This window comes from Streptomyces sp. NPDC054883, from assembly GCF_053610645.1.
Genome location: NZ_JBSGYT010000008.1, coordinates 1 through 24,698, shown reverse-complemented (window position 1 = coordinate 24,698; position 24,698 = coordinate 1). Strand labels below are relative to the sequence as shown.

At 73.9% G+C, this 24,698-nt stretch carries 24 protein-coding genes and 1 pseudogene; 13 read left to right on the top strand and 12 right to left on the bottom strand.

All coding sequences use genetic code 11. The features are described from left to right. The first annotated feature begins 50 nt into the window (after nt 1–50). On the top strand, nt 51–1,256 hold the full coding sequence (locus ACWGH1_RS08590) for a saccharopine dehydrogenase family protein (RefSeq protein ID WP_453352115.1): 1,206 nt from the start codon (nt 51–53) through the stop codon (nt 1,254–1,256). On the opposite strand, the gene ACWGH1_RS08585 is transcribed toward ACWGH1_RS08590, so the two are convergent. Continuing rightward, nucleotides 1,253–1,939 (bottom strand): endonuclease V, encoded by a 687-nt coding sequence (locus ACWGH1_RS08585; RefSeq protein WP_453352114.1) that lies wholly within the window; start codon nt 1,937–1,939, stop codon nt 1,253–1,255. The genes ACWGH1_RS08590 and ACWGH1_RS08585 overlap by 4 nt on opposite strands. Before the next feature lie 25 nt (nt 1,940–1,964). On the opposite strand from ACWGH1_RS08585, the gene ACWGH1_RS08580 reads away from it, so the two are divergent. Then, entirely contained in the window at nt 1,965–2,267 is a 303-nt protein-coding gene (locus tag ACWGH1_RS08580; protein ID WP_453352113.1) for a YciI family protein, read from the top strand. 146 nt (nt 2,268–2,413) lie between these two features. Here ACWGH1_RS08580 and ACWGH1_RS08575 read toward each other — a convergent pair whose 3' ends face one another. Continuing rightward, complete coding sequence (locus tag ACWGH1_RS08575) at nt 2,414–3,487, bottom strand: WD40/YVTN/BNR-like repeat-containing protein (RefSeq protein ID WP_453352112.1); 1,074 nt, start codon at nt 3,485–3,487, stop codon at nt 2,414–2,416. 95 nt (nt 3,488–3,582) lie between these two features. Between ACWGH1_RS08575 and ACWGH1_RS08570 the strand changes: the two genes are divergently transcribed. The 4 genes from ACWGH1_RS08570 to ACWGH1_RS08555 all read left to right on the top strand — a co-directional run bounded on the left by ACWGH1_RS08570 (nt 3,583) and on the right by ACWGH1_RS08555 (nt 7,770). Continuing rightward, nucleotides 3,583–4,023 carry a (4Fe-4S)-binding protein gene (locus ACWGH1_RS08570; RefSeq protein WP_453352111.1) on the top strand — a complete coding sequence of 147 codons (441 nt, stop codon included), beginning with the start codon at nt 3,583–3,585 and terminating at the stop codon, nt 4,021–4,023. Between the two features lie 177 nt (nt 4,024–4,200). Beyond that, entirely contained in the window at nt 4,201–4,617 is a 417-nt protein-coding gene (locus ACWGH1_RS08565) for an SsgA family sporulation/cell division regulator (protein WP_453352110.1), read from the top strand. 265 nt (nt 4,618–4,882) lie between these two features. After that, nucleotides 4,883–6,535, top strand: a complete 1,653-nt coding sequence (locus ACWGH1_RS08560) for an ABC-F family ATP-binding cassette domain-containing protein (RefSeq protein ID WP_453352109.1) — start codon at nt 4,883–4,885, stop codon at nt 6,533–6,535. A 263-nt stretch (nt 6,536–6,798) separates the two neighbouring features. Further along, nucleotides 6,799–7,770 (top strand): acyl-ACP desaturase, encoded by a 972-nt coding sequence (locus ACWGH1_RS08555; RefSeq protein WP_453357818.1) that lies wholly within the window; start codon nt 6,799–6,801, stop codon nt 7,768–7,770. Between the two features lie 89 nt (nt 7,771–7,859). Here the strand turns inward: ACWGH1_RS08555 and ACWGH1_RS08550 are convergent, their stop codons facing one another. The 3 genes from ACWGH1_RS08550 to ligD all read right to left on the bottom strand — a co-directional run bounded on the left by ACWGH1_RS08550 (nt 7,860) and on the right by ligD (nt 9,611). After that, nucleotides 7,860–8,114, bottom strand: a complete 255-nt coding sequence (locus ACWGH1_RS08550) for a WhiB family transcriptional regulator (RefSeq protein ID WP_453352744.1) — start codon at nt 8,112–8,114, stop codon at nt 7,860–7,862. An 88-nt stretch (nt 8,115–8,202) separates the two neighbouring features. Further along, a complete protein-coding gene (locus ACWGH1_RS08545; RefSeq protein ID WP_453352743.1) occupies nt 8,203–8,436 on the bottom strand; it encodes a hypothetical protein in 234 nt (77 codons plus the stop codon). Between the two features lie 152 nt (nt 8,437–8,588). Beyond that, the gene (gene ligD / locus ACWGH1_RS08540; RefSeq protein WP_453352742.1) at nt 8,589–9,611 is read right to left on the bottom strand and encodes a non-homologous end-joining DNA ligase; all 1,023 of its coding nucleotides are present in this window, start codon (nt 9,609–9,611) and stop codon (nt 8,589–8,591) included. A gap of 102 nt (nt 9,612–9,713) precedes the next feature. On the opposite strand from ligD, the gene ACWGH1_RS08535 reads away from it, so the two are divergent. Next, on the top strand, nt 9,714–10,784 hold the full coding sequence (locus ACWGH1_RS08535; RefSeq protein ID WP_453352741.1) for an ATP-dependent DNA ligase: 1,071 nt from the start codon (nt 9,714–9,716) through the stop codon (nt 10,782–10,784). Between the two features lie 26 nt (nt 10,785–10,810). Here the strand turns inward: ACWGH1_RS08535 and ACWGH1_RS08530 are convergent, their stop codons facing one another. Together ACWGH1_RS08530 and ACWGH1_RS08525 are read right to left on the bottom strand one after the other, a co-directional pair. Then, on the bottom strand, nt 10,811–12,190 hold the full coding sequence (locus ACWGH1_RS08530; protein WP_453352740.1) for an NAD(P)/FAD-dependent oxidoreductase: 1,380 nt from the start codon (nt 12,188–12,190) through the stop codon (nt 10,811–10,813). A 154-nt stretch (nt 12,191–12,344) separates the two neighbouring features. Beyond that, nucleotides 12,345–13,344: pseudogene (locus ACWGH1_RS08525) on the bottom strand (NAD(P)/FAD-dependent oxidoreductase). Nucleotides 13,345–13,410: 66 nt separating this feature from the next. On the opposite strand from ACWGH1_RS08525, the gene ACWGH1_RS08520 reads away from it, so the two are divergent. Both ACWGH1_RS08520 and ACWGH1_RS08515 read left to right on the top strand, forming a co-directional pair. After that, complete coding sequence (locus ACWGH1_RS08520) at nt 13,411–14,052, top strand: helix-turn-helix domain-containing protein (protein WP_453352739.1); 642 nt, start codon at nt 13,411–13,413, stop codon at nt 14,050–14,052. After that, nucleotides 14,049–14,534 carry an NUDIX domain-containing protein gene (locus ACWGH1_RS08515; protein ID WP_453352738.1) on the top strand — a complete coding sequence of 162 codons (486 nt, stop codon included), beginning with the start codon at nt 14,049–14,051 and terminating at the stop codon, nt 14,532–14,534. The genes ACWGH1_RS08520 and ACWGH1_RS08515 overlap by 4 nt, the downstream gene beginning before the upstream one ends. A 13-nt stretch (nt 14,535–14,547) precedes the next feature. On the opposite strand, the gene ACWGH1_RS08510 is transcribed toward ACWGH1_RS08515, so the two are convergent. The 3 genes from ACWGH1_RS08510 to ACWGH1_RS08500 all read right to left on the bottom strand — a co-directional run bounded on the left by ACWGH1_RS08510 (nt 14,548) and on the right by ACWGH1_RS08500 (nt 19,225). Then, nucleotides 14,548–16,641 carry an MDR family MFS transporter gene (locus tag ACWGH1_RS08510; RefSeq protein ID WP_453352737.1) on the bottom strand — a complete coding sequence of 698 codons (2,094 nt, stop codon included), beginning with the start codon at nt 16,639–16,641 and terminating at the stop codon, nt 14,548–14,550. A gap of 36 nt (nt 16,642–16,677) precedes the next feature. Further along, a complete protein-coding gene (locus ACWGH1_RS08505) occupies nt 16,678–18,027 on the bottom strand; it encodes a 6-phospho-beta-glucosidase (RefSeq protein ID WP_453352736.1) in 1,350 nt (449 codons plus the stop codon). A gap of 208 nt (nt 18,028–18,235) precedes the next feature. Continuing rightward, the gene (locus ACWGH1_RS08500) at nt 18,236–19,225 is read right to left on the bottom strand and encodes a helix-turn-helix domain-containing protein (protein WP_453408541.1); all 990 of its coding nucleotides are present in this window, start codon (nt 19,223–19,225) and stop codon (nt 18,236–18,238) included. A 219-nt stretch (nt 19,226–19,444) separates the two neighbouring features. Here ACWGH1_RS08500 and ACWGH1_RS08495 point away from each other — a divergent pair, with 219 nt between their 5' ends. From ACWGH1_RS08495 to ACWGH1_RS08485, 3 genes are all read left to right on the top strand, one after another. Beyond that, nucleotides 19,445–20,113 carry a helix-turn-helix domain-containing protein gene (locus ACWGH1_RS08495; RefSeq protein ID WP_190185069.1) on the top strand — a complete coding sequence of 223 codons (669 nt, stop codon included), beginning with the start codon at nt 19,445–19,447 and terminating at the stop codon, nt 20,111–20,113. 64 nt (nt 20,114–20,177) lie between these two features. Further along, nucleotides 20,178–20,735, top strand: a complete 558-nt coding sequence (locus tag ACWGH1_RS08490; protein ID WP_453352734.1) for a toxin-antitoxin system, toxin component — start codon at nt 20,178–20,180, stop codon at nt 20,733–20,735. After that, a complete protein-coding gene (locus ACWGH1_RS08485; protein WP_453352733.1) occupies nt 20,732–21,919 on the top strand; it encodes an MAB_1171c family putative transporter in 1,188 nt (395 codons plus the stop codon). The genes ACWGH1_RS08490 and ACWGH1_RS08485 overlap by 4 nt, the downstream gene beginning before the upstream one ends. Before the next feature lie 16 nt (nt 21,920–21,935). On the opposite strand, the gene ACWGH1_RS08480 is transcribed toward ACWGH1_RS08485, so the two are convergent. Then, on the bottom strand, nt 21,936–22,712 hold the full coding sequence (locus ACWGH1_RS08480; RefSeq protein ID WP_453352732.1) for a bestrophin-like domain: 777 nt from the start codon (nt 22,710–22,712) through the stop codon (nt 21,936–21,938). Between the two features lie 38 nt (nt 22,713–22,750). After that, complete coding sequence (locus ACWGH1_RS08475) at nt 22,751–23,302, bottom strand: hypothetical protein (protein ID WP_453408540.1); 552 nt, start codon at nt 23,300–23,302, stop codon at nt 22,751–22,753. A 149-nt stretch (nt 23,303–23,451) separates the two neighbouring features. Between ACWGH1_RS08475 and ACWGH1_RS08470 the strand changes: the two genes are divergently transcribed. Next, nucleotides 23,452–24,621 (top strand): cytochrome P450, encoded by a 1,170-nt coding sequence (locus ACWGH1_RS08470; RefSeq protein ID WP_453408539.1) that lies wholly within the window; start codon nt 23,452–23,454, stop codon nt 24,619–24,621. Nucleotides 24,622–24,698: the final 77 nt, after the last annotated feature.

The following is a 24,698-nucleotide window of genomic DNA, read 5'->3' as shown; positions in this document are numbered from 1 at the left end:
GTCGATCCTCACGCTAGCCTCAGCCACCGACACCAGCTGGGAGGAGCGTCATGAACGAGCGGGTCCGCCGCGGAGAACCGCAACGCGCCTACGACCTCGTGCTTTTCGGCGCGACCGGGTTCGTGGGCACACTGACCGCCGAGTACCTCGCCGCGAACGCCCCGGCCGGCTGCCGCTGGGCCCTCGCCGGGCGCGACCCGGGCAAGCTGGAGCGGCTGCGCGGGCGACTGGCTGCCCTGGACCCGGCGTGCGCGACCTTGCCGCTGATCCGGACGGACGCCTCCGACCCGCGGGCCGTACGGGAACTGGCCGCCTCCACGCGGGTCCTGGCCACGACGGTGGGGCCGTACGTCTGGTACGGAGCGGAACTGGTCGCGGCGTGCGCCGGGGCGGGCACCGACTACGTGGACCTCACGGGCGAGCCGGAGTTCGTGGACCGGATGTACGTCGCCCACGACGCGCGGGCCCGGGAGACCGGCGCGCGGCTGGTGCACGCGTGCGGCTTCGACTCCGTTCCGGCCGACCTCGGGGCGTACTTCACGGTGAACCGGCTGCCGGCCGGGGTGCCGCTGCGGGTCGACGGCTTCATGCGTTCCAACGCCCTGCTCTCCGGCGGAACCCTGGCCTCCGTCCTCACCGCGCTGAGCCGGGGCCCCCAGACCCTGGCCGCCGCCCGCGAGCGCCGGCTGTACGAGCCGCGGCTGCCGGGCCGGCGGGTGCGGGGCTCCGGGGGCGCGCCGCGGTTCAGCCGCGAGACCGGCAGCTGGGCGCTGCCGCTGCCGTCGCTGGACCCGCGGGTCGTGGCCCGCTCGGCGGCCGCCCTGGAGCGGTACGGCCCGGACTTCCGCTACCGGCACTACGCGGCCCTGGAGCACCTCCCGTTCGCGCTGGGTGCCACGGCGGCGGTCGGCGCGACGGCCCTGCTGGCCCAGGTGCCCACCGCCCGGAGGTGGTTGATGGGCCGTTGGGAGCCGGGCCGGGGCCCGGACGCGGAGCGGCGGGCGCGCAGCTGGTTCACCGTCCGCTTCGTGGGGACGGGCGGCGGCCGCCGGGTCTTCACGGAGGTCTCGGGCGGCGACCCCGGCTACGGCGAGACGGCGAAGATGCTGGCGGAGTCGGCCCTGTGCCTGGCGTACGACACCCTCCCGGACACCTCCGGCCAGGTCACCACGGCGGTGGCCATGGGCGACGCCCTGCTGGACCGGCTCCAGAAGGCCGGCATCCGCTTCCGCGTGGCGGCCGAAACGGGTGTCTAGCCGGCTTCCGCCGCCTCGCGCAGGGCGCGCCGGCACAGCGAGTCGGCGCGCCGGGTGGTCTCCGGGAGCCGGTAGCGGGGGCTCAGGGCGAGGGTGTGGGCACAGGCGTTGTCGAGCGTGACGCGGTGGCCGACCGAGACGTAGACCGGCTTGATCCCGTCCTGGGTGCGCAGCGCCCGCCCGACGACGTCGCCGTCCGCCGCGAGGAGCGCGGCCGCGTCGCCGCGCCGGGCGCCGGGTTCCTCGTAGGTGAAGGTGAACGGGTTCTTCGCGACGCCGATGCTCGGCAGTCCGGTGACCACCCCGAGGTGACAGGCGAGGCCGAAGCCGCGCGGGTGCGCGAGCCCGTAACCGTCGCAGACGACGAGGCCGGGGGTGACGGTCAGGGCGTCGAGCGCGGCCAGCACGGTGGGCAGCTCCCGGAAGGCGAGCAGCCCGGGGACGTAGGGGAAGCTGACGCGGCCGACGGCGGTGCGTTCCTCGACCACCTCCAGGGTGGCCGCGTCGAGGACCACGGCCGCGGCGGCGACCAGGTCCCGTTCGTCGTCGTACGCGACGTCCACTCCGGCGACGAGCCCCGCCCCGGGCGGCGGTCCGGGCTCGTCCAGCACCACGCTCCGGCGCAGTTCGTCCTGTACGGCCCGGGCTTCGGCCTCGTCGGCGGGGGTCTTCGCAGTCGTCATGAGGTGCGAGGGTAGCCTGGCGATCATGTTCGTAATGGAGCTCACTTACACCGCCCCCATCGAAGCCGTCGACGAGCGGATGGAGGCGCACGTGGCGTGGCTGGACCGTTACTACGCGTCCGGCGTCTTCCTGGCCTCGGGACGCAAGGTGCCGCGTGACGGCGGGGTCATCCTGGCCGCCGGCGTCTCCCGCGCGGAGGCCGAGGAGATCGCGGCCGAGGACCCGTTCACCGTGGCCGGTGTCTGCGCCTACCGCATCACCGAGTTCGTCGCCACGAAGACGTCGGCGGACCTGGCGCCGGTACGGGAGGACCTGCCGGCGGCCTGAGCGGGGCCGGCGGCACGTCGGCGGAGCCTCGGGTACGGGCGGGCGCCCGGGTACGGCCGGCGGCCGGACCCGCCCCGGCATCAGCTGACGCGGGGCGAGTCCGCGTACGCCCGGACCGACGCCGGGCCGCTCCGGACAGTGGCCGTTCAGTGCCGCTCCAGCCTGCCCACCCGCCCCCGCTCCCCCGCCGCCCAGCAGCCGCCGTCGGGCGCGCAGTCGACGGTGTCGTACGAGCCTGCGTCCAGCGGCCGCCAGGTGCGGCCGCCGTCGAGCGTCACGTCCGTGCCCGTGGGGCCCACGGCCAGCGCGGCGTCCCGGGAGTGCGGGTACCAGGCCGCGCCGGAGCGGTAGGCGGGCGGGGGCGTGTCGGCGGGCCGCCAGGTGCGGCCGCCGTCCGGTGACACGGCCGCCGCCCGGGGCGACGCCTGACCGGTGCGGTAGTCACCGCCGACCGCGAGCCCCGTCGTACGGTCGCGGAAGGCCAGCGCGAAGACGCCCCGGGCCGGATCTCCCGCCGGGACGGGCGCCGGGGCGGCGCTCCAGGTTCGGCCGCGGTCCCCGGAGCGCAGCACGCGGGCGACCGGGCCGCCTCCGGTGGCGATCAGGACGTCCCGCGGCCCGGCCGCGACCAGGCACTGCCCGCTCGCGGCGAAGCCCGCCTCGCCCGGCAGCGCCTCCGGCATCCCGGTGGCCGGGAGCACCTGCCAGCTCCGCCCGCCGTCCTCCGTCGCGAGGAGCCGGAACCTGCCGTCCACCGGGTCGCTCAGCGCGAGGCCGTGGCGGGCGTCGAAGAAGGTCAGGCAGTCGTAGAAGGCCCGCGGGTCGGTGTTGCGGAAGCTTTCGGTCCATGTCGCCCCGCCGTCCTCGGTCCGCAGGACCCGGGAGGCCTCGCCCTCGCCGATCGACAGCGCGACCGCCCGCCGCTCGTCGAAGGCCTCGATGTCGCGCAGCTCCAGCCCCTCTGCCAGCGCTCCCGGCGGCGAGACGTCACGCCAGCTGCGGCCGCCGTCCGAGGTGCGCAGCACCGTCCCCTTCGAGCCGGCCACCCAGGCCGCGGAGCGGCTGACCGCCGCGAGCCCGCGGAAGCGGACCGCGTCCTTGCCGGTGGCCTTGAGCGCCCAGCCGGCACCGCGAGGATCACGCGAACCGGTACCGGGGCCGACCGGGTCCGCCTGCGCGGGCGCGGCCAGCGCCGTGACCGCCAGCGCTGCCACGCACATGCCAACTCCCAGAAGTCTCATGGCGCGGGAAGCTAACGCACGCCGGATTTTCCGTCCAGGGTGCGTCGGGGCGCCCCGGTTCCTAGGCTGACGCCATGCCTCCTGAGGACCAGCATCCACAGCACACGGCGCAGGACCCCAAGCCCTACGCGGGCAAGCACATCACCGTCACGTACGAGAGCGCCCGGTGCCTGCACGCCGCCGAGTGCGTCGGCGGGCTGCCCGAGGTCTTCGACTCCGGCCGGCGGCCCTGGGTGCAGCCCGACGGAGCCGCCCCGGCGCGGGTGGCGGAAGTGGTCCGCCGCTGTCCCTCGGGGGCGCTCCAGTACCGGCTCGAGGACGGGCCGGCCGAGGCACCGGACCGGCCGACGAGCGTCGTACGGTCACCAGCCGGCCAGTTGGTGCTGCGCGGCGAACTCGGCGTGACCGGGCCGGACGGCACCGTCCGCCGGGAGACCAGGGCCATGCTTTGCGCCTGTGGAGTGAGCGGTAATCAGCCGTACTGCGACCACTCCGGAGCCTGTGGCAGCGGCTGATCGCCTAGGCGCGCCGACTCCGTTTGGTCACTCTGTGCGATCAGACGGTCTCGATCAAGCCACTCGGTGACACAGCTCACTCGAATGCGCCTGCACGGATTTGCTCTTTCGGGCGTCTATCCGGTTGCCGGGCTCCACCCCAAGCCCGGCAGGAGCACCGCCGCAAGGGAGCGAGCCTTGATCACTGTCATCGAGCAGGCCGTGCAGGCCCGACTGGTCGCCACCGCGCCGAAGGTCGAGACCGTGCCCGTCACCCTCTGCTACGACCGTTCGGACCCCTTCGCCGTCCGCATGGCGTTCCCCGGCCCGGCGACGCTGGAGGGCGTCGAGGTTTCCTGGACGTTCGCGCGCGAACTGCTGGAGGCGGGGCTGCGCCGTCCCGCCGGCTCGGGTGACGTGCGCGTGCGCCCGCACGACGCCGAGCGGACCAGCATCGAGTTCCACGCGCCGGAGGGCGTGGCGATCGTGCTCATGGGGACCCCCGACCTGCACCGGTTCCTGGAGCGGGCCGCGACGGTCGCGCCACCGGGGCTGGAGCACCTCTACCTCGATCTGGACCACGGCCTGGCCGAGCTGATGCGCGGCCCCCGCTGAGCCCGCGCCGCTTCGCCCTTGGCCCTTCCCCCTTCGCCCTTGGCCCTTCGCCCTTCGCCCTTGACCCTTCCCCCTTCGCCCTTGCGGTTAAATCCGTTGCGAGGCGGCTCCGGCCGCCCGTAGCTTCGTAGACGCCCCATCACCGTCGAAACGGAGCAGGACATTGCTCTTCTGAGGTCCGAGACACCGACCACCCTCAGCTTTCACCACCCGTCGGCTGTCTCCCCATGTTGCCCGCACCACTTCACGCAACCTGGAGGCCTCCATGAGTCTTGCCCCCACTTTCGTCACCTGCTCCGCCCTCTCCTTCGACTGGCCCGACGGAACCCCCGTCCTCGACGGCTTCCAACTGACCGTCGGGCCCGGCCGAACCGGCCTGATCGGCCTCAACGGCTCCGGCAAGTCCACCCTGTTGAAGCTGATGGCGGGTGAACTGACCCCCTCCGCCGGACAGATCTCCGTCGCCGGAACGGTCGGCTACCTCCCGCAGAACCTCATCCTCGACACCGCCCTGCGCGTGGACGAGGCGCTCGGCATCCGCCGGACCCGCGCCGCCCTGCACGCCATCGAGGCGGGCGAGACCACCGAGGCGAACTTCGCCGCGGTGGGCGACGACTGGGACGTGGAGGAACGTGCGCTGGCCACGCTCGACGCACTCGGCCTCGCCCGGACCGGCCTGGACCGCACGGTCGGTGAGCTGTCGGGCGGCGAGTGCGTGCTGCTGCGGCTGGCGGCCCTGCTGCTGGCCCGCCCCGACGTCCTGCTCCTGGACGAACCGACCAACAACCTGGACCTACGGGCCCGGCGCCGGCTCTACGCGGCCGTCGACTCCTGGTCCGGCGTACTGGTGGTGGTCAGTCACGACCGCGAACTGCTGGAGCGGGTCGACCAGATCGCCGACCTGCGCGACGGTGAAGTCCGCTGGTACGGAGGGAACTTCACCGACTACGAAGAGGCGCTCGCCGCCGAGCAGGAGGCGGCCGGGCGAATGGTCCGGGTCGCGGAGGCCGACGTGCAGCGACAGAAGCGCGAACTGGCCGACGCACATATGAAACTGGCCCGGCGCAAGCGCTACGGGCAGAAGATGTGGGACTCCAAGCGCGAACCGAAGATCGTGATGGGTGCCCGCAAGCGCGCCGCCCAGGAGTCGGCCGGCAAGCACCGCATCATGCACACCGAGAAGCTGGCGGACGCCCGGGAGCGGCTCGACCAGGCGGTGGAGGCGGTGCGCGACGACGACGAGATCCGCATCGAGCTGCCCGCGACCTCGGTGCCGCCGGGGCGCCGGGTCCTGACCCTCGCCGGCCTGCGCCCGGCCCACGGTCCCGCGATCGCCGGCGAGTGGGAACTGCGCGGGCCGGAGCGGATCGCCCTGGTGGGCCGCAACGGCTCGGGCAAGACGACCCTGCTGCGGACGGTCGCCGGGCTGCTCGCCCCGGTCGCGGGCGAGGCGACGGCGCACGTGCCGATGCGGTTCCTGCCGCAGCGGCTGGACGCCGACGTACTGGACGACGGCCGCTCGGTGGTGGAGAACGTGGCGCGGTTCGCGCCGCACGCCACGAACAATCTGATCCGGGCGCGGCTCGCGCACTTCCTGTTCCGGGGTGCCCGGGCGGACCGGCCGGCCGGCACCTTGTCGGGCGGCGAGCGGTTCCGGGCCGCGCTGGCGGCGCTGCTGCTGGCGGAGCCGGCGCCGCAGCTGCTGATGCTGGACGAACCGACCAACAACCTGGACCTTGCGAGCGTACGGCAGCTGACCGGCGCCCTGGAGGCGTACGAGGGGGCACTGCTGGTGGCGAGCCACGACGTGCCGTTCCTGGAGTCGCTGGGCATCACGCGCTGGCTGCTGCTGGACGCGGAAACGGGCCTGTGTCCGACGACGGCCGAGGAGGTCCGCGAGTCGCTCTGGAACGGCTGAGCGGGCGGCCCTGACGCCCGGGCCGGGCGGTACGCCGCCCGGCCCGGGCGTCAAGACGGAGCGGATGACCACCTACGGGCGTGATTTCGCTTCCGATTTGCCCCTTCACAGGCGCTCCCGCACGCTCTCAAACTGCGGAGATAACCGGACGTAACCACACATAGGCAGGGGTGGGGCTTGGCTGGTCCTTGATGCCGTGCTTAACCTACGACTCCGTAGGCTACGGAACCGTAGGTAATTCGCTTGTTCCCCCTGGAGTACCCGTGACGATCACCTCCCCCCACCTCGGCAGCTCGGAGGCGTGGACCGACGCCAAGTTGCTGTTCGCGCTGGAAGAGGTGGTCGAAAAGGAACTCGACCGCCATCTGAAGGTCACCAAGGACTGGATGCCCCACGAGTACGTCCCGTGGAGCGACGGCCGGAACTTCCCGGGCTTCTTCGAGGACGGCGAGGCCTGGGACCCGGAGCAGTCCAAGGTCACCGACATCGGCAAGATCGCCCTCGTCGTCAACCTGCTGACCGAGGACAACCTGCCCAGCTACCACCACGAGATCGCGACGCTCTTCGGGCGCAACGGCGCGTGGGGCACCTGGGTGCACCGCTGGACCGCCGAGGAGGGCCGCCACGGCATCGTGATGCGCGACTACCTGCTGGCCTCGCGCGCCGTGGACCCGGACAAGCTGGAAGCGTTCCGGATGCAGCACATGTCGGAGGGCTTCGAGTCCGACAACCGGCACTCGATGCTGCACTCGGTCGCGTACGTGGCCTTCCAGGAGCTGGCGACCCGGATCTCGCACCGCAACACCGGCCACCAGTCCGGTGACCCGGTGTGCGACCGGATGCTGGCCCGCATCGCGCAGGACGAGAACCTGCACATGATCTTCTACCGCAACCTGCTGGGCGCCGCCTTCGAGCTGGCCCCCGATCTCACGATGCAGGCCGTGCGGGACGTCGTGGTCAACTTCCGGATGCCCGGGCACGGCATGCCGGGCTTCGAGCGGATGGCCGCGCAGATGGCGATCGGCGGGGTCTACAACCTGCGGATCCACCACGACGACGTACTGAGCCCCGTGATCCGGTTCCTGAAGATCATGGACATCGACGGTCTCGGCCCGGAGGGGCAGAAGGCCCAGGAGGAGCTCGGCCTGTACATGGGCGGCCTGGACTCCGAGGCCCGCAAGTTCGACGAGCGGCTGGCCGCCCGCGCGGCACGCATCGCGGCGCGCACGGCCTGACCTGCTCCCTGGAACCCGTCAGCCCCGGCAGGGCCGCGCGCCCTGCCGGGGCTTCGCCGTGCCTGGGCCCCCACGCCCTGGCCGGCGGGTCAGGCGCGCGGGCGCAGGGCGAGGCGCTCGGACTCCGAGAGGCCGCCCCAGACGCCGAAGCGCTCGTCGTTCGCCAGGGCGTACTCCAGGCAGGCCACCCGGCCCTCGCACGCCCCGCACAGCCGCTTCGCGTCGCGCAGCGAGGAGCCGGGTTCCGGGAAGAAGAAGGCGGGGCCGGTCTGCGCGCACAGGGCGAGGTCGTACCAGGCGGGTGCGGCGGTGTTCGTCGGGCGCTCGCTCGTGTTCATCGACATGACGGAGATCCTCACCGCCGCCGATGGACGTCCGATCAACGCCTCATCAACACGGTGCCCGGGACGCCGGTGCCGGCCGGCCCGCGCCCTACGCCCCGGGGGCGTGGGCAGGGGCGCCGGTGATGACCGCGAACCGCGCGCCGAAGGGGTCCGCCGGGCCGGTGAACATCGCCATGCGGCCGAGGTCCGGCACGTCCACCGGGTCGAGCTCGACCGCACCGCCCGCCTTCCGCACGGCGAGAACGGCGAGGTCCCCCTCGGTCAGCCCGGTGCCCGGATCGACGCGGTGCAGAGGCGCCCGCCCGGGATGGTCCGCCGCCACCCGGGCGCGGTCGTCGGACGTGATCTCGTCATCGACCCGTACGAAGGGCCGCCCGGCCGCCCGGGCGACGAGCGACCGGGGCTTCCAGTGCAGCCGGCCCGACTCGCAGCCGCCAGGGTCCGGCGGGTCGAGTACCGGGAGCTCCGGCAGTGTCAGTCGTCCGCGGGCTTGGCGCGGCTCGGCTGGACGCGCTTGGGTTCGCCCGGCATCTTCGGGTAGTCCGGGGGATACGGCATGTCGCCCAGGCCGTGGTCGTGCTCCTGGCGGTCCGCCAGGTCCAGGACGGTGTCCAGCGTGAAAGCGTGCTCGTCCATGTCGGCGTGCAGGTCTCCGAGTTCCGCGAAGCGCGCCGGCATCGTCACGATGTCGAAGTCCCGCGGCTCGGCGTCGTCCACCTCGTCCCAGCGCAGCGGCGCGGACACCGGGGCGTGCGGGCGGGGCCGGACGGAGTACGCGGAGGCGATGGTCCGGTCGCGCGCCGTCTGGTTGTAGTCCACGAAGATCCGCTCGCCGCGCTCCTCCTTCCACCAGGCCGTCGTGACCTTGCCCGGCATCCGCCGCTCCAGCTCCCGGCCCAGGGCGATCGCGCACCGCCGGACCTCCGTGAACGTCCACCGCGGAGCGATCGGCACGAACACGTGCAGCCCGCGCCCGCCCGAGGTCTTCGGCCAGCCGCGCAGTCCCACCTCGTCCAGCAGCGCCCGCAGTTCGTGGGCGGCCGCGACCGCGTGGTGGTAGTCGGTGCCCGGCTGCGGGTCCAGGTCGATCCGCAGTTCGTCGGGCCGGTCGGTGTCCTCGCGCCGCACCGGCCACGGGTGGAAGGTGAGGCAGCCGAGGTTGGCGGCCCACAGGACGGCGGCCGGCTCGGTCGGGCAGATCTCGTCGGCCGTCCGCCCGCTGGGGAAGGCGATGTGGGCGGTCGGGATCCAGTCGGGCAGGTTCTTCGGAGCCCGCTTCTGGAAGAAGGACTCCCCCTCCACTCCCTCCGGGTACCGCTCCAGCGTCGTCGGACGGTCGCGCAGGGCCCGGGTGATGCCGGGGGCGACCGCCAGGTAGTACTCGGCGACGTCCCGCTTGGTGAGGCCGCGTTCCGGGAAGTACACCTTGTCCGGGCTGGACAGCCGAACCGTCCGCCCGCCCGCGTCCAGCTCGATCGCATCACGCGCAGCACCCATGCCCGCCACGGTAGGCGGCCCCCGGCCGGCCCGCACACCGGACGGCTCCGGCCGGGCGCGCACACCGCGCGGCTCCCGGCGGCCCGCCGCAGAATCGAAGGCATGGATCTGCCGGTGATGCCGCCCGTGAAACCGATGCTCGCGAAGTCCGTCGCGGCCATCCCGCCCGGCATGCAGTACGAGGCCAAGTGGGACGGCTTCCGCGCCATCGTCCACCGCGACGGCGCCGAGATCGAGATCGGCAGCCGCACCGGCAAGCCGCTGAACAGGTACTTTCCCGAACTCGTCACGGCCTTCCAGGAGAATCTGCCCGACCGCTGCGTCGTGGACGGCGAGATCGTGATCGTCCACGACCGCCGGCTCGACTTCGACCGCCTCACCGAACGGATCCACCCGGCCGCCTCCCGGGTGAAGATGCTCGCCGAGACGACCCCGGCCAGCTTCGTCGCCTTCGACCTGCTCGCCCTCGGCGACGATTCGCTCCTCGACACCCCGCTCGCCGCCCGCCGCAGCGCCCTGACCCGCGCCCTCTCCACCGCTCGGCCCCCCGTCCACATCGCGCCCGCCACCACAGACTCCGCGCTCGCACACGACTGGTTCGAGCGGTTCGAAGGCGCCGGGCTGGACGGGGTGATCGCCAAGCCCCTCGATCTCCCCTACCGGCCCGATGCCCGTCTCATGTTCAAGATCAAGCACGAGCGTACGGCCGACGTCGTCGTCGCCGGTTTCCGTTTCCACAAGAGCGGTCCGATCATCGGATCGCTGCTCCTCGGCCTCCACGACGCCCACGGCACCCTCCAGCACGTCGGCGTCTGCGCCGCCTTCCCCATGAAGCGCCGCGCCGAGCTGGTGACCGAACTCGAACCGCTGCGGATGCCGGACCCCGCGGGCCACCCCTGGGCCGCCTGGGCGGAGGAGGCCGCCCACGAAAGCGCCCGGCTGCCCGGCGCACAGAGCCGCTGGACGGGCAAGAAGGACCTGTCCTGGGTCCCGCTGCGCCCCGAGCGGGTCTGCGAGGTGGCCTACGACCACATGGAGGGCGACCGCTTCCGCCACACCGCCCAGTTCCGCCGCTGGCGCCCCGACCGCACGCCGGAGAGCTGCACCTACGCCCAGCTGGAGGAGGTCGTCCGCTACGACCTGGCCGAGGTGCTCGGTACGCCCGGGGCCTGACCGCGCGGGCTCCGCTCAGCCTCCGCTCAGCCCGCCGTCAGCTTCTCCCACTCCCCCCGGTCCGGGCCCGCCGCGTTCGGTGCGTAATGCGGCCTGTCCGCCAGCCAGCGGGACACCCGCGCCCGGACCCCCGGGTCCGCGTACGCCCGCTCCGGAGGCTCGGCCAGGTGCCGTACCCGCGCCCGGGCCCGCATCACCTCCGGGTCCTCCAGCGCGCAGTCGAACAGCGCGGCCACCTCCCGCGCCGTCCCCGTCCGCCCCGCCCTGGCCGCGAAGCGCTCCCCGATGGCCGCGTCCGCGACCACCTGGTAGTCGAACCAGGGCTTCAGGGTCCGGACCGCCCACTCGTGGTACCCGGCGGCGAACGCGGCCGACCCCGGGTCCCGGTGCGCCGTGCGCGCCACCCGGCTCGCCGCCCACAAGGTCAGCGAAGTGCCCTGGCCCAGCGTTGGGTTGGTGTGCGCGATCGCGTCCCCGACCGGTACCAGCCCGCTCACCACCGGTCCCCGCTCGTCGCTCAGCGCGCTCCACCGGTTGTCCAGGCCGGCGGTGGCCAGTACGTCCGACAGCGGCTCCGCGCCCAGCCGCAGCCACGCCTCCCCCGGCGCGAAGGCCCGCGCCGCGGTCTCGAAGACGGCCGGACCGCGCAGCGCCGAGCGCGTGGGGTCCTCGGTGTGCACGAACAGGGTCACGGCGAAGACCCGGTTGTCGGCGGGGAAGACGGCGCATCCCGCGAAGGTGCCGCCGGTGACCGCCCAGGGGCGGCGCGGCCCGTCCGGCAGCCCCTCGGGCAGCCGGTACCAGCGGCAGAAGTAGGCCAGCCCCGTGCGGTGCCGCTCGACCACCGGCGGCCGGCAGCCCGCCGCGGCCAGCCACCGGGCGGTGGCGCCGCGCCGCCCGCCCGCGTCGACGACCAGGTCCCCCTCGTACGCGCCGGCCGGGGAGGTGACGCCCGTGACCCGGCACCCGGCGGACCGCAGTCCGGTGACCGGCTCCCCGTAGCGCGCGACGACGCCCGGCTCGGCGCGCAGGGCGGTGGCCATGGCGCTCTCCAGCAGGATGCGCCGCGCCTGGATCATGACGAGGTCTTCGTCGCCCGGGCGCGCGGCCGGGCGCTCGTCGAACCAGTCGAGCTCGTGCCGCTCGCGCGCTCCCAGCCGCATCATCTCGGCGTGGACGTCCGGCAGTTCCCCGCGCAGCACGGTGCGCGCGGCGCCGAGCAGCGCGTGCGGCTGGGCGGCCTGGGGCACGGTGGGGCGGCGCCAGCCGAAGAAGTCGCGGTCGAGGGCGGTGCCCGGGGCGCGGGAGTCGCGTTCGAAGAGTTCGACGGTGTGTCCCCGCCGGGCCGCGAGCAGGGCGGTCGCCTGCCCGCCGATCCCGCCGCCGATGACCAGTACGTGTGCCACTGCGCCCCCCTGAGCCGGCGAACCGTACGACGATCAGAGCGCCCAGAGCCTGCGCGGACCGGCCCCGGCCGAAACCCGTACGGCTGTCCGAACCGGTTCCCCGGGGCCCACGCGGCCCTTCCGAACGGTCGGAGCCATGCACCGGGGGGTGCGCTCAGCCGGAGTCCCCCCGGTACGCCCGCAGCGCCCTGCCGGTCTCCGCCTCGACCAGGTCGGCGTTCAACGCCGCCGCGGCCCGCACGCCCTGCGCGGCGGCGCCCGCCAGCTGCTCCACCGGGGACGTGACGTTGCCGGCGACCCACACCCCCGGCAGCGCCGTCGCCCCGGTCTGCGGGTCGCAGGCCACGCACGTGCCGAGCACCGCGCCGTCCCGCTCGACGGTGGTGACGGGCAGCCCGAGGCTGGTCAGCACCCCGGCTCGGGCGGTGAAGCACGGCGCCACCACCAGGGCCCGGCAGGGCACCACCTCGGCCCCGGCGCCCAGGACCACCCCGCTCAGCCGGTCGTCCCCGTCGACGGCCAGCCCCGTCACCTCGCCCCCGACCACCGCGACGTCCCGCGCTGCGAGCAGCTCCAGCTCGGGCGCGCCCGGCCGCCAGGTGTGGGCCAGCAGCGTCACCCGGCCGCTCCACTGCCGCCACAGCAGCGCCTGGTGGACGGCGACCGGCCCGGTCTGCGCCGCGGCGAGCACCGCCAGGGGCTGGTCCCGCACCTCCCAGCCGTGGCAGTACGGGCAGTGCAGCACGTCCCGCCCCCAGCGCGCCCGCAGCCCCGGCACCGGCGGGAGCTCGTCCACCAGACCGGTGGCGACCAGCAGCCGCCCCGCCCGGACCACCGAGCCGTCCCCGCAGCGGACGAGGAACTGCCCGTCGGGCTCCCGGTCGGCGGCGATCGCGGTCCCGGCCCGGCCGGTCCGGATCTCGGCGCCGTAACCGGCCGCCTCGGCCCGCCCCCGCTCCAGCAGCCCGGCGGGGCTCTCGCCGTCGTGCCCGAGGTAGCCGTGCAGCCGTGCGGCTGGGGGCGTTGCGCGGGCTGCCCGCGTCGAGCACGAGGACCGAGCGCCGGGCCCGGGCCAGGGTCAGGGCCCCCGCCAGGCCGGCGGTCCCGCCGCCCACGACCACCACGTCGAACCGCACCGCCCGCAGGTTTTCCATACGGCCGACACTGCGCCCGGCCGGGCCCGCTTGACAAATGAGGTTGCCGAACCGGCAAATGGAGCCATGCCCACGCACGCTCACGAGCCGCCCGCTGATCAGGGGCCGGGCGCGGACCTCGCCGACGTCATCACCGCCGTCGGCCCGCGACTGCGTGCGCTGCGCCGCCGGCGTGGCACGACCCTGGCGCAGCTCAGCGAGGCCACCGGCATTTCGCTGTCCACGCTGTCCCGGCTGGAGTCGGGACAGCGCCGGCCCACGCTGGAGCTGCTGCTCCCGCTGGCCAAGGCGCACCGGGTGGCGCTGGACGACCTCGTCGGCGCGCCGGACACGGGGGATCCCCGGATCCGCCCGCGCCCCTTCGTCCGGCACGGCTGCACCTACGTACCGCTCTCCCGCGATTTCGGCGGGGTGCACGCGTTCAAGCAGATCCTGCCGCCCCGCGACCCCTCGCTGCCGCTGCCCGAACCGAAGGTCCACGAGGGCTACGAGTGGCTGTACGTGCTCTCGGGCCGGGTACGGCTGCTGCTGGGCGAGCACGACCTCGTCCTCACGGCGGGCGAGGCGGCCGAGTTCGACACGCGCACGCCGCACGCCTTCTTCAACGCGGGACCTCAGCCCGCGGAGTTCCTCAGCCTGTTCGGCCCCCAGGGCGAGCGCATCCACGTCCGCGCCCGCCCCACCACCTCCCCGGAAGGACGCCCATGAGCACCGAACGCCCCGAACGCGCCGTGCCGCAGCCCCACGCGGTGGTCGGCGTCGGCCTCGTCGTGGTCGGCGCGGACGGCCGGGTCCTGCTCGGCCAGGCCCACGACGGCCGCTGGGAGCTGCCCGGCGGCAAGGTCGACCCCGGGGAGGGCTTCGAGCAGGCCGCGGCCCGGGAGCTCGAGGAGGAAACGGCACTGCGGGCTCAGCCGCGGGACATCGAGGTGCTGGGCGTCCAGATCGACGACCGTGCCGGCCTGACCCGCCTGACGGCCGCCGCCGTCACCCACGCCGCCGCGGGCACCCCGGCCGTCACGGAGCCCCACAAGATCGTCCGCTGGGCCTGGTTCACCCCGGCCGAGATCCCCCCGGCCCTCTACGCGCCCTCGGCGGCGGTACTGCGCACCTGGCGCCCCGACCTCACCCCCGAGCTTCCCCACGTCCCGTCGCACGACTACCGCACCGCCCCTCGGCACACCCCCTGAAGGTGTCCGCGGCTCAGGCCGGCGCCGGGCGGGGGGCGAAGTTGCCCTCCGCCAGGTCCTCCGCGAGGAGCCGCTTCGCGATCGCGTCCGCCGCCGCGCGCAGGGCCGTGCTGCGCGGGCGGCCGCCGTCCCGCTCCAGCCGGTCGCCCAGCCAGTCGGCCCACGCCCGGGAGATCACCCCGGCCTCCCGCTCCCCCGCGGCGGTGAGCGAGAAGTAGACGCCCTCGCGGCTCAGGTAGCCCTCTTCCACCATCCGGTCGAAGACCGGCAGCAGTACCTCGGGCGGCACCGACCGGCGGGCCGCGACGAGGCCGATGCCGGCGTGCCCGACAGTCCGGATCAGCAGGTCCACCTGCATCACCGTCCACGCCCCCGCGATGTCCAGCCGGGTGTCGGAGCCGTTCACGATCGCCCGCGCCGTGTCCGGGCCCATGCCCCGTACGAGCTTGCCGACCGCCAGCTCCAGCAGTTTCGCCGAGTCCCCGGAGGCGGTGACCGGTGAGGCGAAGCCCTCGCCCATGTCCGTGGACGACGCCCGGGCGCTGTCGCGCAGCCGGACCTCCTTGAGGAACAGCGCGACGACGAAGCCGAACGCCGCCACCGGCACGGTCCACAGGAACACCGTCTGCAGGGTCCGCGCGTACGCGTCGATGATCGGCCCCGCGGCGGCCGGGCCGAGGGCGTGCACGCCTTGCGGGCTCTGCGCCGCCGCGCCCAGGAGCCGCGGATCCCGGCCGGTGGCCCGGGCCGCCTCGGCCACGCCCGCCGCGAGGCGGGGCGCGAGGGTGTTCGCGTAGATCGTGCCGAAGACCGCGGCGCCGAAGGAGCTGCCGAGCGTACGGAAGAACGTGACGCCGGACGTGGCGGTGCCGAGGTCGGCGTAGTCCACGGTGTTCTGTACGGCGATCGTCAGGACCTGCATGCACAGGCCGATGCCGGTGCCGAGGACGAACATGTACACCGATTCCAGCCAGGCGCCGGTGTCCGGGCCCATCAGCGACAGCAGGTACAGCCCGGCGCCCATCACCGCGCAGCCCACGATGGGGAAGATCCGGTAGTGGCCGGTCTTGGCGGTGACGTTGCCGCTGAAGACGGAGGCGATCAGCAGCCCGATGACCAGCGGCAGGGTCCGCACGCCCGACACCGTGGCCGAGTCGCCGTCCACGTACTGCAAGTACGTCGGCAGGAACGTCATCGCGCCGAGCATCGCGAACCCCACGACGAAGCTGAGCACCGAGCACACCGTGAAGACGGGGTTGCGGAACAGCCGCATCGGCAGCATCGGTTCGGCGGCCCGCGTCTCGACCACGCAGAACAGCGCGAGGGCGAGCGCGCCGCCCGCGAAGAGGCCGCTGATCACCGCCGAGCCCCAGGCGTACTCGTTCCCGCCCCAGCTGGTGGCGAGGATCAGCGCGCTCGCGCCGACGGCGACCAGCGCGATGCCCAGGTAGTCGATGACGGGCTTGCCCGCTGCCCGCACCGAGGGGATCGTGCGGGCGGCGGCGATCACCACCAGCACCGCGATGGGGACGTTGACGTAGAAGGCCCAGCGCCAGCTCAGGTGGTCGGTGAACAGCCCGCCGAGCAGCGGCCCGATGACGGTGGCGACGCCGAAGACGGCGCCGATCGCCCCCTGGTACTTGCCGCGTTCGCGCAGCGGCACCACATCGGCGATCAGAGCCATCGAGGTGACCATCAGGCCGCCCGCACCGATCCCCTGGAGGCCCCGCCACAGGATCAGCATCGTCATGTTGCCGGACAGTCCGCACAGGAACGATCCGGTGATGAAGACGACCGCCGAGACCTGGAAGACGAGTTTGCGGCCGAAGAGGTCGCCGAACTTGCCGACCAGGACGGTCGCGACGGTCTCCGCCAGCAGGTAGGCGGTCACCACCCACGACATGTGGGCGGCGCCGCCGAGGTCCGCCACGATCGTCGGCAGGGCGGTGCCCACGATGGTCTGGTCCAGCGCCGCCAGCAGCACGCCCAGCATGATCGTGCCGAAGACGACGTTGCGCCGCCGCCGGTCGAGCACGGGTGGCGGGACGGCCGCGGCGGGGGCAGTGGTCACATCTCGCACTCTCACAGCGCCCCCGCCGCGCCGCATGCGGCTGGGGACCGTACGGGTGACGGGGAGCGCTGATCAGCGCAGGTAGGTTAGGCCTGGGTGCTCCGCCGCGTACCCGTGGAGGAGCCGCCGGGCCACGGTCACGGAGTCCACGAGCGGGTGCAGGGCGAAGGCCTTGACGGCGTCCGCGCGCGAGCCGCTCACCGCGGCGGCCAGCACCTCCCGCTCGACCGCCTTGACGGCGGTCACCAGTCCCACCGCGTGCAGCGGCAGCGGGTCGACGGCCACCGGGTGCGCGCCGTTGGCGTCCACCAGGCAGGGCACCTCGATGACCGCCCGCGCGTCGAGCGCCGAAAGGGTCGCGCCGTTGGGCACGTTCAGGATCAGGGTGGCCCGCTCGTCCCGGGCGATCGCCCGCATCAGCGCGAGCGCGACCTTCTCGTAGCCGCCGGACTCCAGGTCGCTCTCGTCGCGCTCGCCGACGCCCGCCGCCTCCCGGTTCTCGGCCATGTACGTGGCCTCCCGCTCGGCTCGGGTCCGGTCCCAGGCGGCCAGCGCCGATCCGGGCGGCTGCCCCTCCTGCCCGGCCCTGGCGTAGAACTCGCGCTGCTGGTCGCGCAGGAAGGCGCCGCGGGTCTGCGGGGCCTCCTGATAGCCGCGTACGGTCTCGCGGTTGAAGTAGTAGTAGTGCAGGTACTCGTTCGGGATCGCGCCGAGCGAGCGCAGCCATTCCGCCCCGAAGAGCCGGCCCTCCTCGAAGGACTCCAGCGCCTCGGTGTCGGCCAGCAGCCGGGGCAGTTCGTCGCGGCCCGCCACCCGCAGCCCCCGGATCCAGCCCAGGTGGTTCAGGCCGACGTAGTCGATCCACGCGTCCTGGGGCCGGACCCCCAGCAGGCGCGCGATGCGCCGGCCGAGGCCCACCGGGGAGTCACAGATGCCGATGACCCGGTGTCCGAGCACCTCCGCCATCGCCTCGGTGACCAGACCGGCCGGGTTGGTGAAGTTGATGACCCAGGCGTCGGGGGCGGTACGGGCGATCCTGCGGGCGATCTCCCGGACCACCGGGACCGTGCGCAGGCCGTACGCCACCCCGCCCGCGCCCACCGTCTCCTGGCCCAGGACCCCTTCGGCGAGGGCGATCCGCTCGTCGGCGGCGCGTCCCTCCAGGCCGCCGACGCGGATGGCGGAGAAGACGAAGTCGGCCCGGCGCAGGGCTTCGTCGAGATCTTTGGTGGCGGCGACGGCGGGTGCGTCCGGCACCCCGGCGGCCTGGTCGGCCAGGACCCGGGCCATGGCGGTGAGCCGGGCCGGGTCCTCGTCGTAGAGGGTCACGTGGGTCACCCTGCCCTCGGCGCGGTCGCCGAGGAGGGCCCCGTAGACGAGCGGTACGCGGAAGCCGCCCCCGCCGAGAATGGTGAGCCGCACGTCCCTACCGCCCCTTCGCCAGTGCCACGATCGGTGACACGGCGGACGGGGCCCGGGTGGGCCGGCCCGGCTCGGCACCGATCAAGGACTCCAGTGTCCCCCGCCGCCGGCGCCCGCGGGGGCAGCCCCGGCCGGAGTCGGCCCGGGCTCAGCCGGCACTGGAGGCCGGCCGGGCGCCGGCCTCCTGCCGCCGGCCCGCCGCGCGGGTTCAGTCCCCCAGCGACGGCACCGCGCGCAGCCGCGCGCCCTGCGGGTGCGGGAACCCCTGGCCCGGCCGGACCGGCCCGGCCGGCAGGCCCTGCGGCGCCGAGAGGATCAGGGTGATCCTGGTGAGCCCCATGGCGTCCAGCATCCGGCTGGATTCCGCCACCATCCGGCACCGCACCAGACCCCAGCCCGGGTCCGGGTGGCGCACCGTCCGTACCGCGCCGTCTTGTTCGGCGGCGTCCTCGCCGTGGGTGCTGAGCCAGTGCGGGACGCCGTAGCGGTAGGCGGCCTCCATGAACGGGTCGCGGGCCACTTCCTGACGGATGCTCCGCAGTCCCTCGTCGTCCGGGGAAGCGACCAGCGCGGTCGCGAAACGGGCCAGCAGCGGGACGCACCAGGCCGGTTCGTGGTCCTCCAGCACGGCGGCGGCGTCCGGGTGGAACAGCACGAAGCGCAGGAAGTTGTCGTCCGGCAGGGCGGTGGGGTGCGGACGCACCGACTGGAACAGCTTGTCGAAGGCCGAGTTGGTCAGGGCCACGTCCCAGCGGTGGTCCACCAGGAAGCTCGGGTAGGGCACGGCCTCCATGAGGGCCGCGTAGTCACACAGGTAGTCGCGCTGGGCCGGGTCCTCGGGCAGCCGGTTCTCCTCGGCGGCCCGCCAGGTGGGCGGCGGGTCCCGGTCGACCATGACCCGGAACAGCCAGAAGCACTGCCGCTCGCTCATCTCCAAGGCCTCGGCCAGGGCGAGCAGTTTGCGGTCCGTCCACTCCTTGACCAGGCCGCGTTCCCAATTGCCGTACGCGCGCACACTGATGCGCAGCCGTGCGGCGAGGTCCTCCTGGCTCAGGCCCAGTTCCTCGCGGCGCTGGCGCAAAATCTCCTTGCGACGCTCCGACCGCACTGCGCCACGGGCCGACTCGTCGCCCGTCAGGCGTTCCTCGCCGGCTCGGGCGAGGCCATCGGACGGGCCCACCGCTGCGAGATGTGGCACCGAGAGCTCCCCCTCCTCACGGTCTGGATCTTCATTTCCGTGTGGCGATCCTGCTACCGACTTCATTCGAGTGTCAACTATTGTGGCAATTCCAGCCTTGTGACAGCTCATTCCCGCCACAGCTGTGGCAAGTTCTGGCCCTCCGGGGGGAGACCGGATAGATTCCCTGGGGCCGACCCCGTGCCCGTATTGACCCCGCGCGATCTAGGAGAACCACTGGTGACAGACGGCTTCCCGGCTCCCGTCGCGGTGGCCAACGCGTCTCTGGCAGCCACCGTCACGCGGGTCGCCGAACTCGCGGGCAAAATGGGCCGCGACCTGAACCAGGTATTCGACCTCCGTCGGCTCTCCGAGGCCTCTGGTGTCCCGACGGACGTGATCAAAACCCTCCTCGACGGCCGCCGGGCCGGCGAACCCGACCTGCAGACCCGCTTCCTCCAGCGGCTGGACCTGCTCCGCCGGACCCGGGTCAAACCCAACGGCCGCCGCTACACCCAGCAGGAGATCGCGGACGGCGCCGGCATGTCCCGGCAGCAGGCGGGCGCCCTGATCAACGGCGACCGGCGGCCCACGATGGAGCACTGCGACGCCATCCAGCGATTCTTCGGCGTGCACGCGGGCTTCCTCACCGCCCACGACGCCGACGCCCTCACCGACGCCCTCCAGCGCACCGAGCAGCAGCTGCTCCAGGACTTCGCCGGTCGCGAGCGCGAAACCGTACCCGCCGAGGCCGCATCAGCCGGCGATCCGCTGGCAAGACTCCTGCAGAACCACGGCGTACGGGGCATCGCCTGGCGCGCCGCCCAACTGCCCAGCGACAAGCACCGGGACAAGGTGACCGAATGGCTGGACATGCTCCTCGAAAGCGTCAAACCGAACGAATCATGACCCAGTCGAAAGTCTGGATCTGATCCTTGAGTCCTGATCCGGATCCGCGCCGACGGGGAGAACGGTGAGCATAGGCAGAGAGCAGCGGCGGTTGTGCGCGGAACTGGTGGCCGGCATCAAGCTGACCGCCCCCGTGGAGCCAGTGGACCTCTATGCCGCCCTCTGCGAGGGCATGAGCAGAGACCGGGGCCGACCGGTGGAATTCCGGATGGCCGCGTTCCCCCAAGGAACGGCCAGCGGGCTGTGGCTCGACATGGCGAACCGCGATCTGATCGTCATCGAGGAGCGCACGGCACCCGACCACCAACTGGTGATCCTGGGTCACGAACTGTGGCACATGAAGGCCGGCCACTGCAGCCACCACGTCGACGGCGCCGCCGTCGCCGCGCGACTGCTGGCCGACGAGGCCGACATCGGCGAGACGGTCCGTCGCGTCGCCGCGCGCACCCGCGCCGACGTCCGGGAGGAGACCGAGGCGGAGACCTTCGGGCTGCTGCTCGGCAGCCGCTGCCGGAACTGGCTCGCCGGCTCCGGCGGCCACCGCGCCCCCGCGCAGCGCGACCAGCTCGCGGGCAGGATCGAAACGTCCCTCGGATACCGGGGGCACAGGAACGAGCTTTGAACGGACCGGACTACTACATCCCCGCAGCGGCCATGGCGGTCTCCCTCGCCTTGAAGGTCCCGGCCCTGCGGGCCGACCGGCGCGACCCGCTGCACCGCTCCGTCTGTGTCCTGCTCATCCTGGCCGGAGCGGTGTTCACCTTCGCCGCCCCGCCGACCATCGCGGCCGTCAACCGCTGGACCGGCGTCCCCAACATCTCGGCCCCGCTGGTGTACTGCCTGATGACCGCGTTCAGCGCCTCCTGCCTGGTGCTGGTCTTCAACTGGCGCGGCGGTGAGCCCGAGGAGATCCGGCGCACCTCCCGCCGCTGGATCTCCGGCTACTCCGTCGTCATCGGCACGATCATGGTCGTGTACGCGCTGGGTTCCGCACCGGTGGAGCGGCTGCGCGACTTCGACACGTACTACGCCAACACCCCGTACATCCGGCTGATGATTGCCGCCTACCTACTGGCCCACAACGTCGCCGCCATCACCATGACGGCCATGTGCTGGCGCTGGGCCCTCCAGGTCCGCGGCTGGCTGCGCACCGGCCTGTTCATCATCGTCGGCGGCTACGTGTTCAGCCTCGCCTACGACGCCGCCAAGATGTCGGCCGTCGTCGCCCGCTGGACCGGCCACGACCTGGACGACCTGAGCACCCTCGTCGCCCCGCCGCTCGCCTCCATGGGCGCGCTCGTCAGCGCCATCGGCTTCGTGCTGCCGCTGCTGTGCCAGCGCCTCTCCGACAGCTGGCGCACCTGGTCGACGTACCGGCGCCTGGCCACCCTCTGGCACGAGATGCAGAGCACCGCGCCCACCGGCACCCCCTCGGTCCGGATGTCCTGGTGGTCACCGGCCGAGATAAGGGTGATCCAGCGGGAGTCGGACATCCACGACGGATTCCTGCGCCTGGGCCCCTGCTTCGACCGCCGCCGCCGGGACCTCGCCTACGCCCAGGCCCGCGCGGACGGAGCCGACGAGGTCACGGCCCGCGCCGTGGCCGACGCGGCGATGGTCGCGGCGGCGGTGCGCACGAGCGCCACCGACCCGGAGGGAACCGGCTGCGCCGACGGGGCGGAGCGGGTGCACGTCACCGCGGACGGGCCGCGCGACCTCGTACGGATCTCCCACGCCCTGCGCCACTCGCCGCTCGTGGCGGCGGCCCGCCGGCAGGCCGCGGCCCTGTCGGGCAGCGGCCTGTGAGACCGTGCGCTGCGACTCAGCGCGCGGCGGCGATCGAGACCGTCGGGAAGAGGTCCTCGAACGGCCCCGCCGAATCGGTGCCGTCCCGGCCGTACGGCGCGTCGAAACTCCACACCATGAACAGCAGGAACACGATCAACGCGCTGAACAGCCCCGCCAGCAGCAGCTCCCGGCCCGAGCGCCGGATCTGCAGCGTGAAGATCAGCCCGACCGTGACCAGGCCGCCCACCAGCAGCCCGAACCACACCACCCCCGGCAGCGTCGACTCGTCGCTCTGCACGCGCGAGTGCCGGGCGTCGTCGGCCGCCGCGATGTGGTCGAGCAGCGGCTGGTAGGCCTGCGCCTGGAGTTCGGTGGCCGGGCTCTGGTGGGTGACGTCGGTGCGCAGCTTGCCGAGCAGGTTCGCACCCTCCGCGGATGCCGCCTCGCCGGAGGTCAGCCTCGGCCAGTCCACGTTGACGGTGTGGGAGACGTAGGCGTCCACCTCGCCGCGGATCCGGTCGCGCACCGGCGCCGGATAGACGTCGGCCCGCTGGGTGACCTCGTACAGCGACTGCGCCTCGCGCCGCACGCTGTCCTCGGCGGAGCCGCGCGCCTCCCAGACGCCGGCGATGGCCAGACCGAGCACGATCGCGTAGACCACGCCGACCATCATCGTCATGTACTCGATGACGTCGGGGGTTTCGCTGGTGTCCTCGTCCTCCGCGACCCGGCGGTGCCGGAGCATGGTGCAGGCGAGGACGAGGGCGCAGACGAGCGCCATGGCGATGGCCAGGACCAGCCATTCGGACACGAGGGTTCTCCCGTTCGGGGGTCGAAGAGTGGAAGGGGCTACCGGGCGCTCTTGGAGCGGGGGCGCAGCGCGGCGGCGGCGAGCACGGCCGGGGTCGTGACGACGGCCATCAGCATCATGGTGGACAGGCCGTTCGGGCCCCTGCGCTCCGGCGCCGATGAGTGGTACGTCGGCACGTGGAAGGCGGTCACGGGCGCGGCGGCGGCCCCGCGCGGGAGCGGAGCGGAAGCCTTGGCCGGCGCCGCCTCCGCCGGCGGCCCGGCAGCCGCCCCGACCGGCGGTGGCTGCGCCCCGGCACCCGGCGGCTCCGGCCGGACCGGGAGGCCGGGGGCCCGCCCGGGGTGGTGCACGGTCGGCCGCCGGGCGCCGGGCGCGGTCACCCGCACCGAAGGCTCCGCCGGGGGCCGGACCCCGGGCGGGGTGACCCCCGGGAGCCGCACGGCGGGCGGCCGCGGCTGCCCGGCGGGTACGCAGACGTCGATCCGGGCGCCGTGGCCCGCGCCGTCCCCGGCGACCGCCACGTGCCCGTGCAGCGGGCACAGCGCGCCCACCAGGCCGGCCCCGGCGACGTACTGCCAAGCGGTCACCACGCGACTGGTCCTCCCGATCCGATTCGGCAGCAGATATGAGGGTTCCTGCAGAAGAAACGATCACGACCCGGCTTCGACACGCACGGACGGGCGACGGCCGGGGCCCGCAGGGGCTTCTGCCGGCCCCGGCACGGCCGTACGCTGCCCGGGTGGAGGAGTGGGAGCGCTGGGAGCGGCGGGTCCAGACGGCCGCCCATCCCGTGGTGTACCGGCTGCTGAGCGCCCTCGCGGCCCGCGGACCGGTGGTACGGGTGGCCCGCGTCGGGGTGGTGGTCAGCGACGCCCGGCTCGCCCGGGAGGTGCTCCTCGACACCGATGCGTACACCAAGACGGGCCCGGGCGCGGCCGGGGGCCTGTGGACCCCCGTACTCGGCCCGCGGACGCTGATCACCCTGGAGGGCGCCGAGCACGCGGCGCTGCGCCGGCGCCTCGCCGGGCTGTTCACGCCGGGCCACGTCGAGGGGGTCTGCGAACGGGTGCTGCGCGCGCCCCTGGGCGCCCTGCGGCGGGACCTGGCGGCGGGCGAGGAGGTGGACCTCGTCCGGGTGGTCCGGGACGCGGCGACCGGAGTGATCCGCGAACTGGTGGGACTGCCCGGCCACGTGGCCGACTTCGCGGAGGCCTCGGCGGTGGTCGCGGCGGTCCGGCTGTGGCGGACTTCGCTGACCCCCCGCCAGACGGAGCGCGCCCGGGCGGCGCTGGCCCGGCTGAGCGGGGCGGCGGTGGCGGCGTACCGGGCCGGTGACGAGGCGACCGTCCCGGGCCGGCTGCGCGCCCTCGGTCTGGACGAGGCCGAGGCCCGGGGCGCCGTCGGGCTGCTGCTGCTGACCGGCACGGAGACGCTGGTCTCCTTCGTCCCCCGGCTGGTGGCGCTGGTCCACGACACCGGGCGACGGCCTCAGGCGATCACCGAAGCGCTGGTGGAGGAGGCGTTGCGGGTGACCGCGCCGACCCCGGTGATGCTGCGCAGCGCCGCCCGGGCGGGGTGGATCGGAGGTGTCCGGGTCCGGGCCGGGGAACGGGTGGTGATCTCCACGCTGTTGTGCACCCGGTCGTACGGGCCGTTCCGGCCGGACCGCGACGCCACCGGGATCCGGGAGCTGCGGCGGCTGTGGTTCGGCGCGGGCCCGCACTTCTGTCTGGGGATGCCGCTGGCGATGGCCGAGGTCCGGGCGGTGGCGGCGACGCTGCGGGCCTTCCCCGACCTCACGGTGACCGGCCGCAGACCGGCCCGGGGAGTGCTGGTGCCGGCCTACGCGCGACTGTCCCTGCGGGCGGCCCCGGCGCCCGGCCGACCGCCGGGGCCGCCGGACGGGTGACCACATGACCCGGGCCGCCGGGCCGGTGCGCACACGGCCGGGGGCCGGAGCGCGCCGAGGGGCGCGACCCGGCGGGT

Bases quoted from the DNA above. Each gene is read 5' to 3' on its own strand.
- ACWGH1_RS08585 (WP_453352114.1), bottom strand. From the start codon at position 1,939: ATGACGACTGCGAAGACCCCCGCCGACGAGGCCGAAGCCCGGGCCGTA.
- ACWGH1_RS08580 (WP_453352113.1), top strand. From the start codon at position 1,965: ATGTTCGTAATGGAGCTCACTTACACCGCCCCCATCGAAGCCGTCGAC.
- ACWGH1_RS08535 (WP_453352741.1), top strand. From the start codon at position 9,714: ATGGATCTGCCGGTGATGCCGCCCGTGAAACCGATGCTCGCGAAGTCC.
- ACWGH1_RS08590 (WP_453352115.1), top strand. From the start codon at position 51: ATGAACGAGCGGGTCCGCCGCGGAGAACCGCAACGCGCCTACGACCTC.
- ACWGH1_RS08560 (WP_453352109.1), top strand. From the start codon at position 4,883: ATGAGTCTTGCCCCCACTTTCGTCACCTGCTCCGCCCTCTCCTTCGAC.
- ACWGH1_RS08550 (WP_453352744.1), bottom strand. From the start codon at position 8,114: ATGTCGATGAACACGAGCGAGCGCCCGACGAACACCGCCGCACCCGCC.
- ligD (WP_453352742.1), bottom strand. From the start codon at position 9,611: ATGGGTGCTGCGCGTGATGCGATCGAGCTGGACGCGGGCGGGCGGACG.
- ACWGH1_RS08520 (WP_453352739.1), top strand. From the start codon at position 13,411: ATGCCCACGCACGCTCACGAGCCGCCCGCTGATCAGGGGCCGGGCGCG.
- ACWGH1_RS08510 (WP_453352737.1), bottom strand. From the start codon at position 16,641: ATGCGGCGCGGCGGGGGCGCTGTGAGAGTGCGAGATGTGACCACTGCC.
- ACWGH1_RS08515 (WP_453352738.1), top strand. From the start codon at position 14,049: ATGAGCACCGAACGCCCCGAACGCGCCGTGCCGCAGCCCCACGCGGTG.
- ACWGH1_RS08575 (WP_453352112.1), bottom strand. From the start codon at position 3,487: ATGTGCGTGGCAGCGCTGGCGGTCACGGCGCTGGCCGCGCCCGCGCAG.
- ACWGH1_RS08570 (WP_453352111.1), top strand. From the start codon at position 3,583: ATGCCTCCTGAGGACCAGCATCCACAGCACACGGCGCAGGACCCCAAG.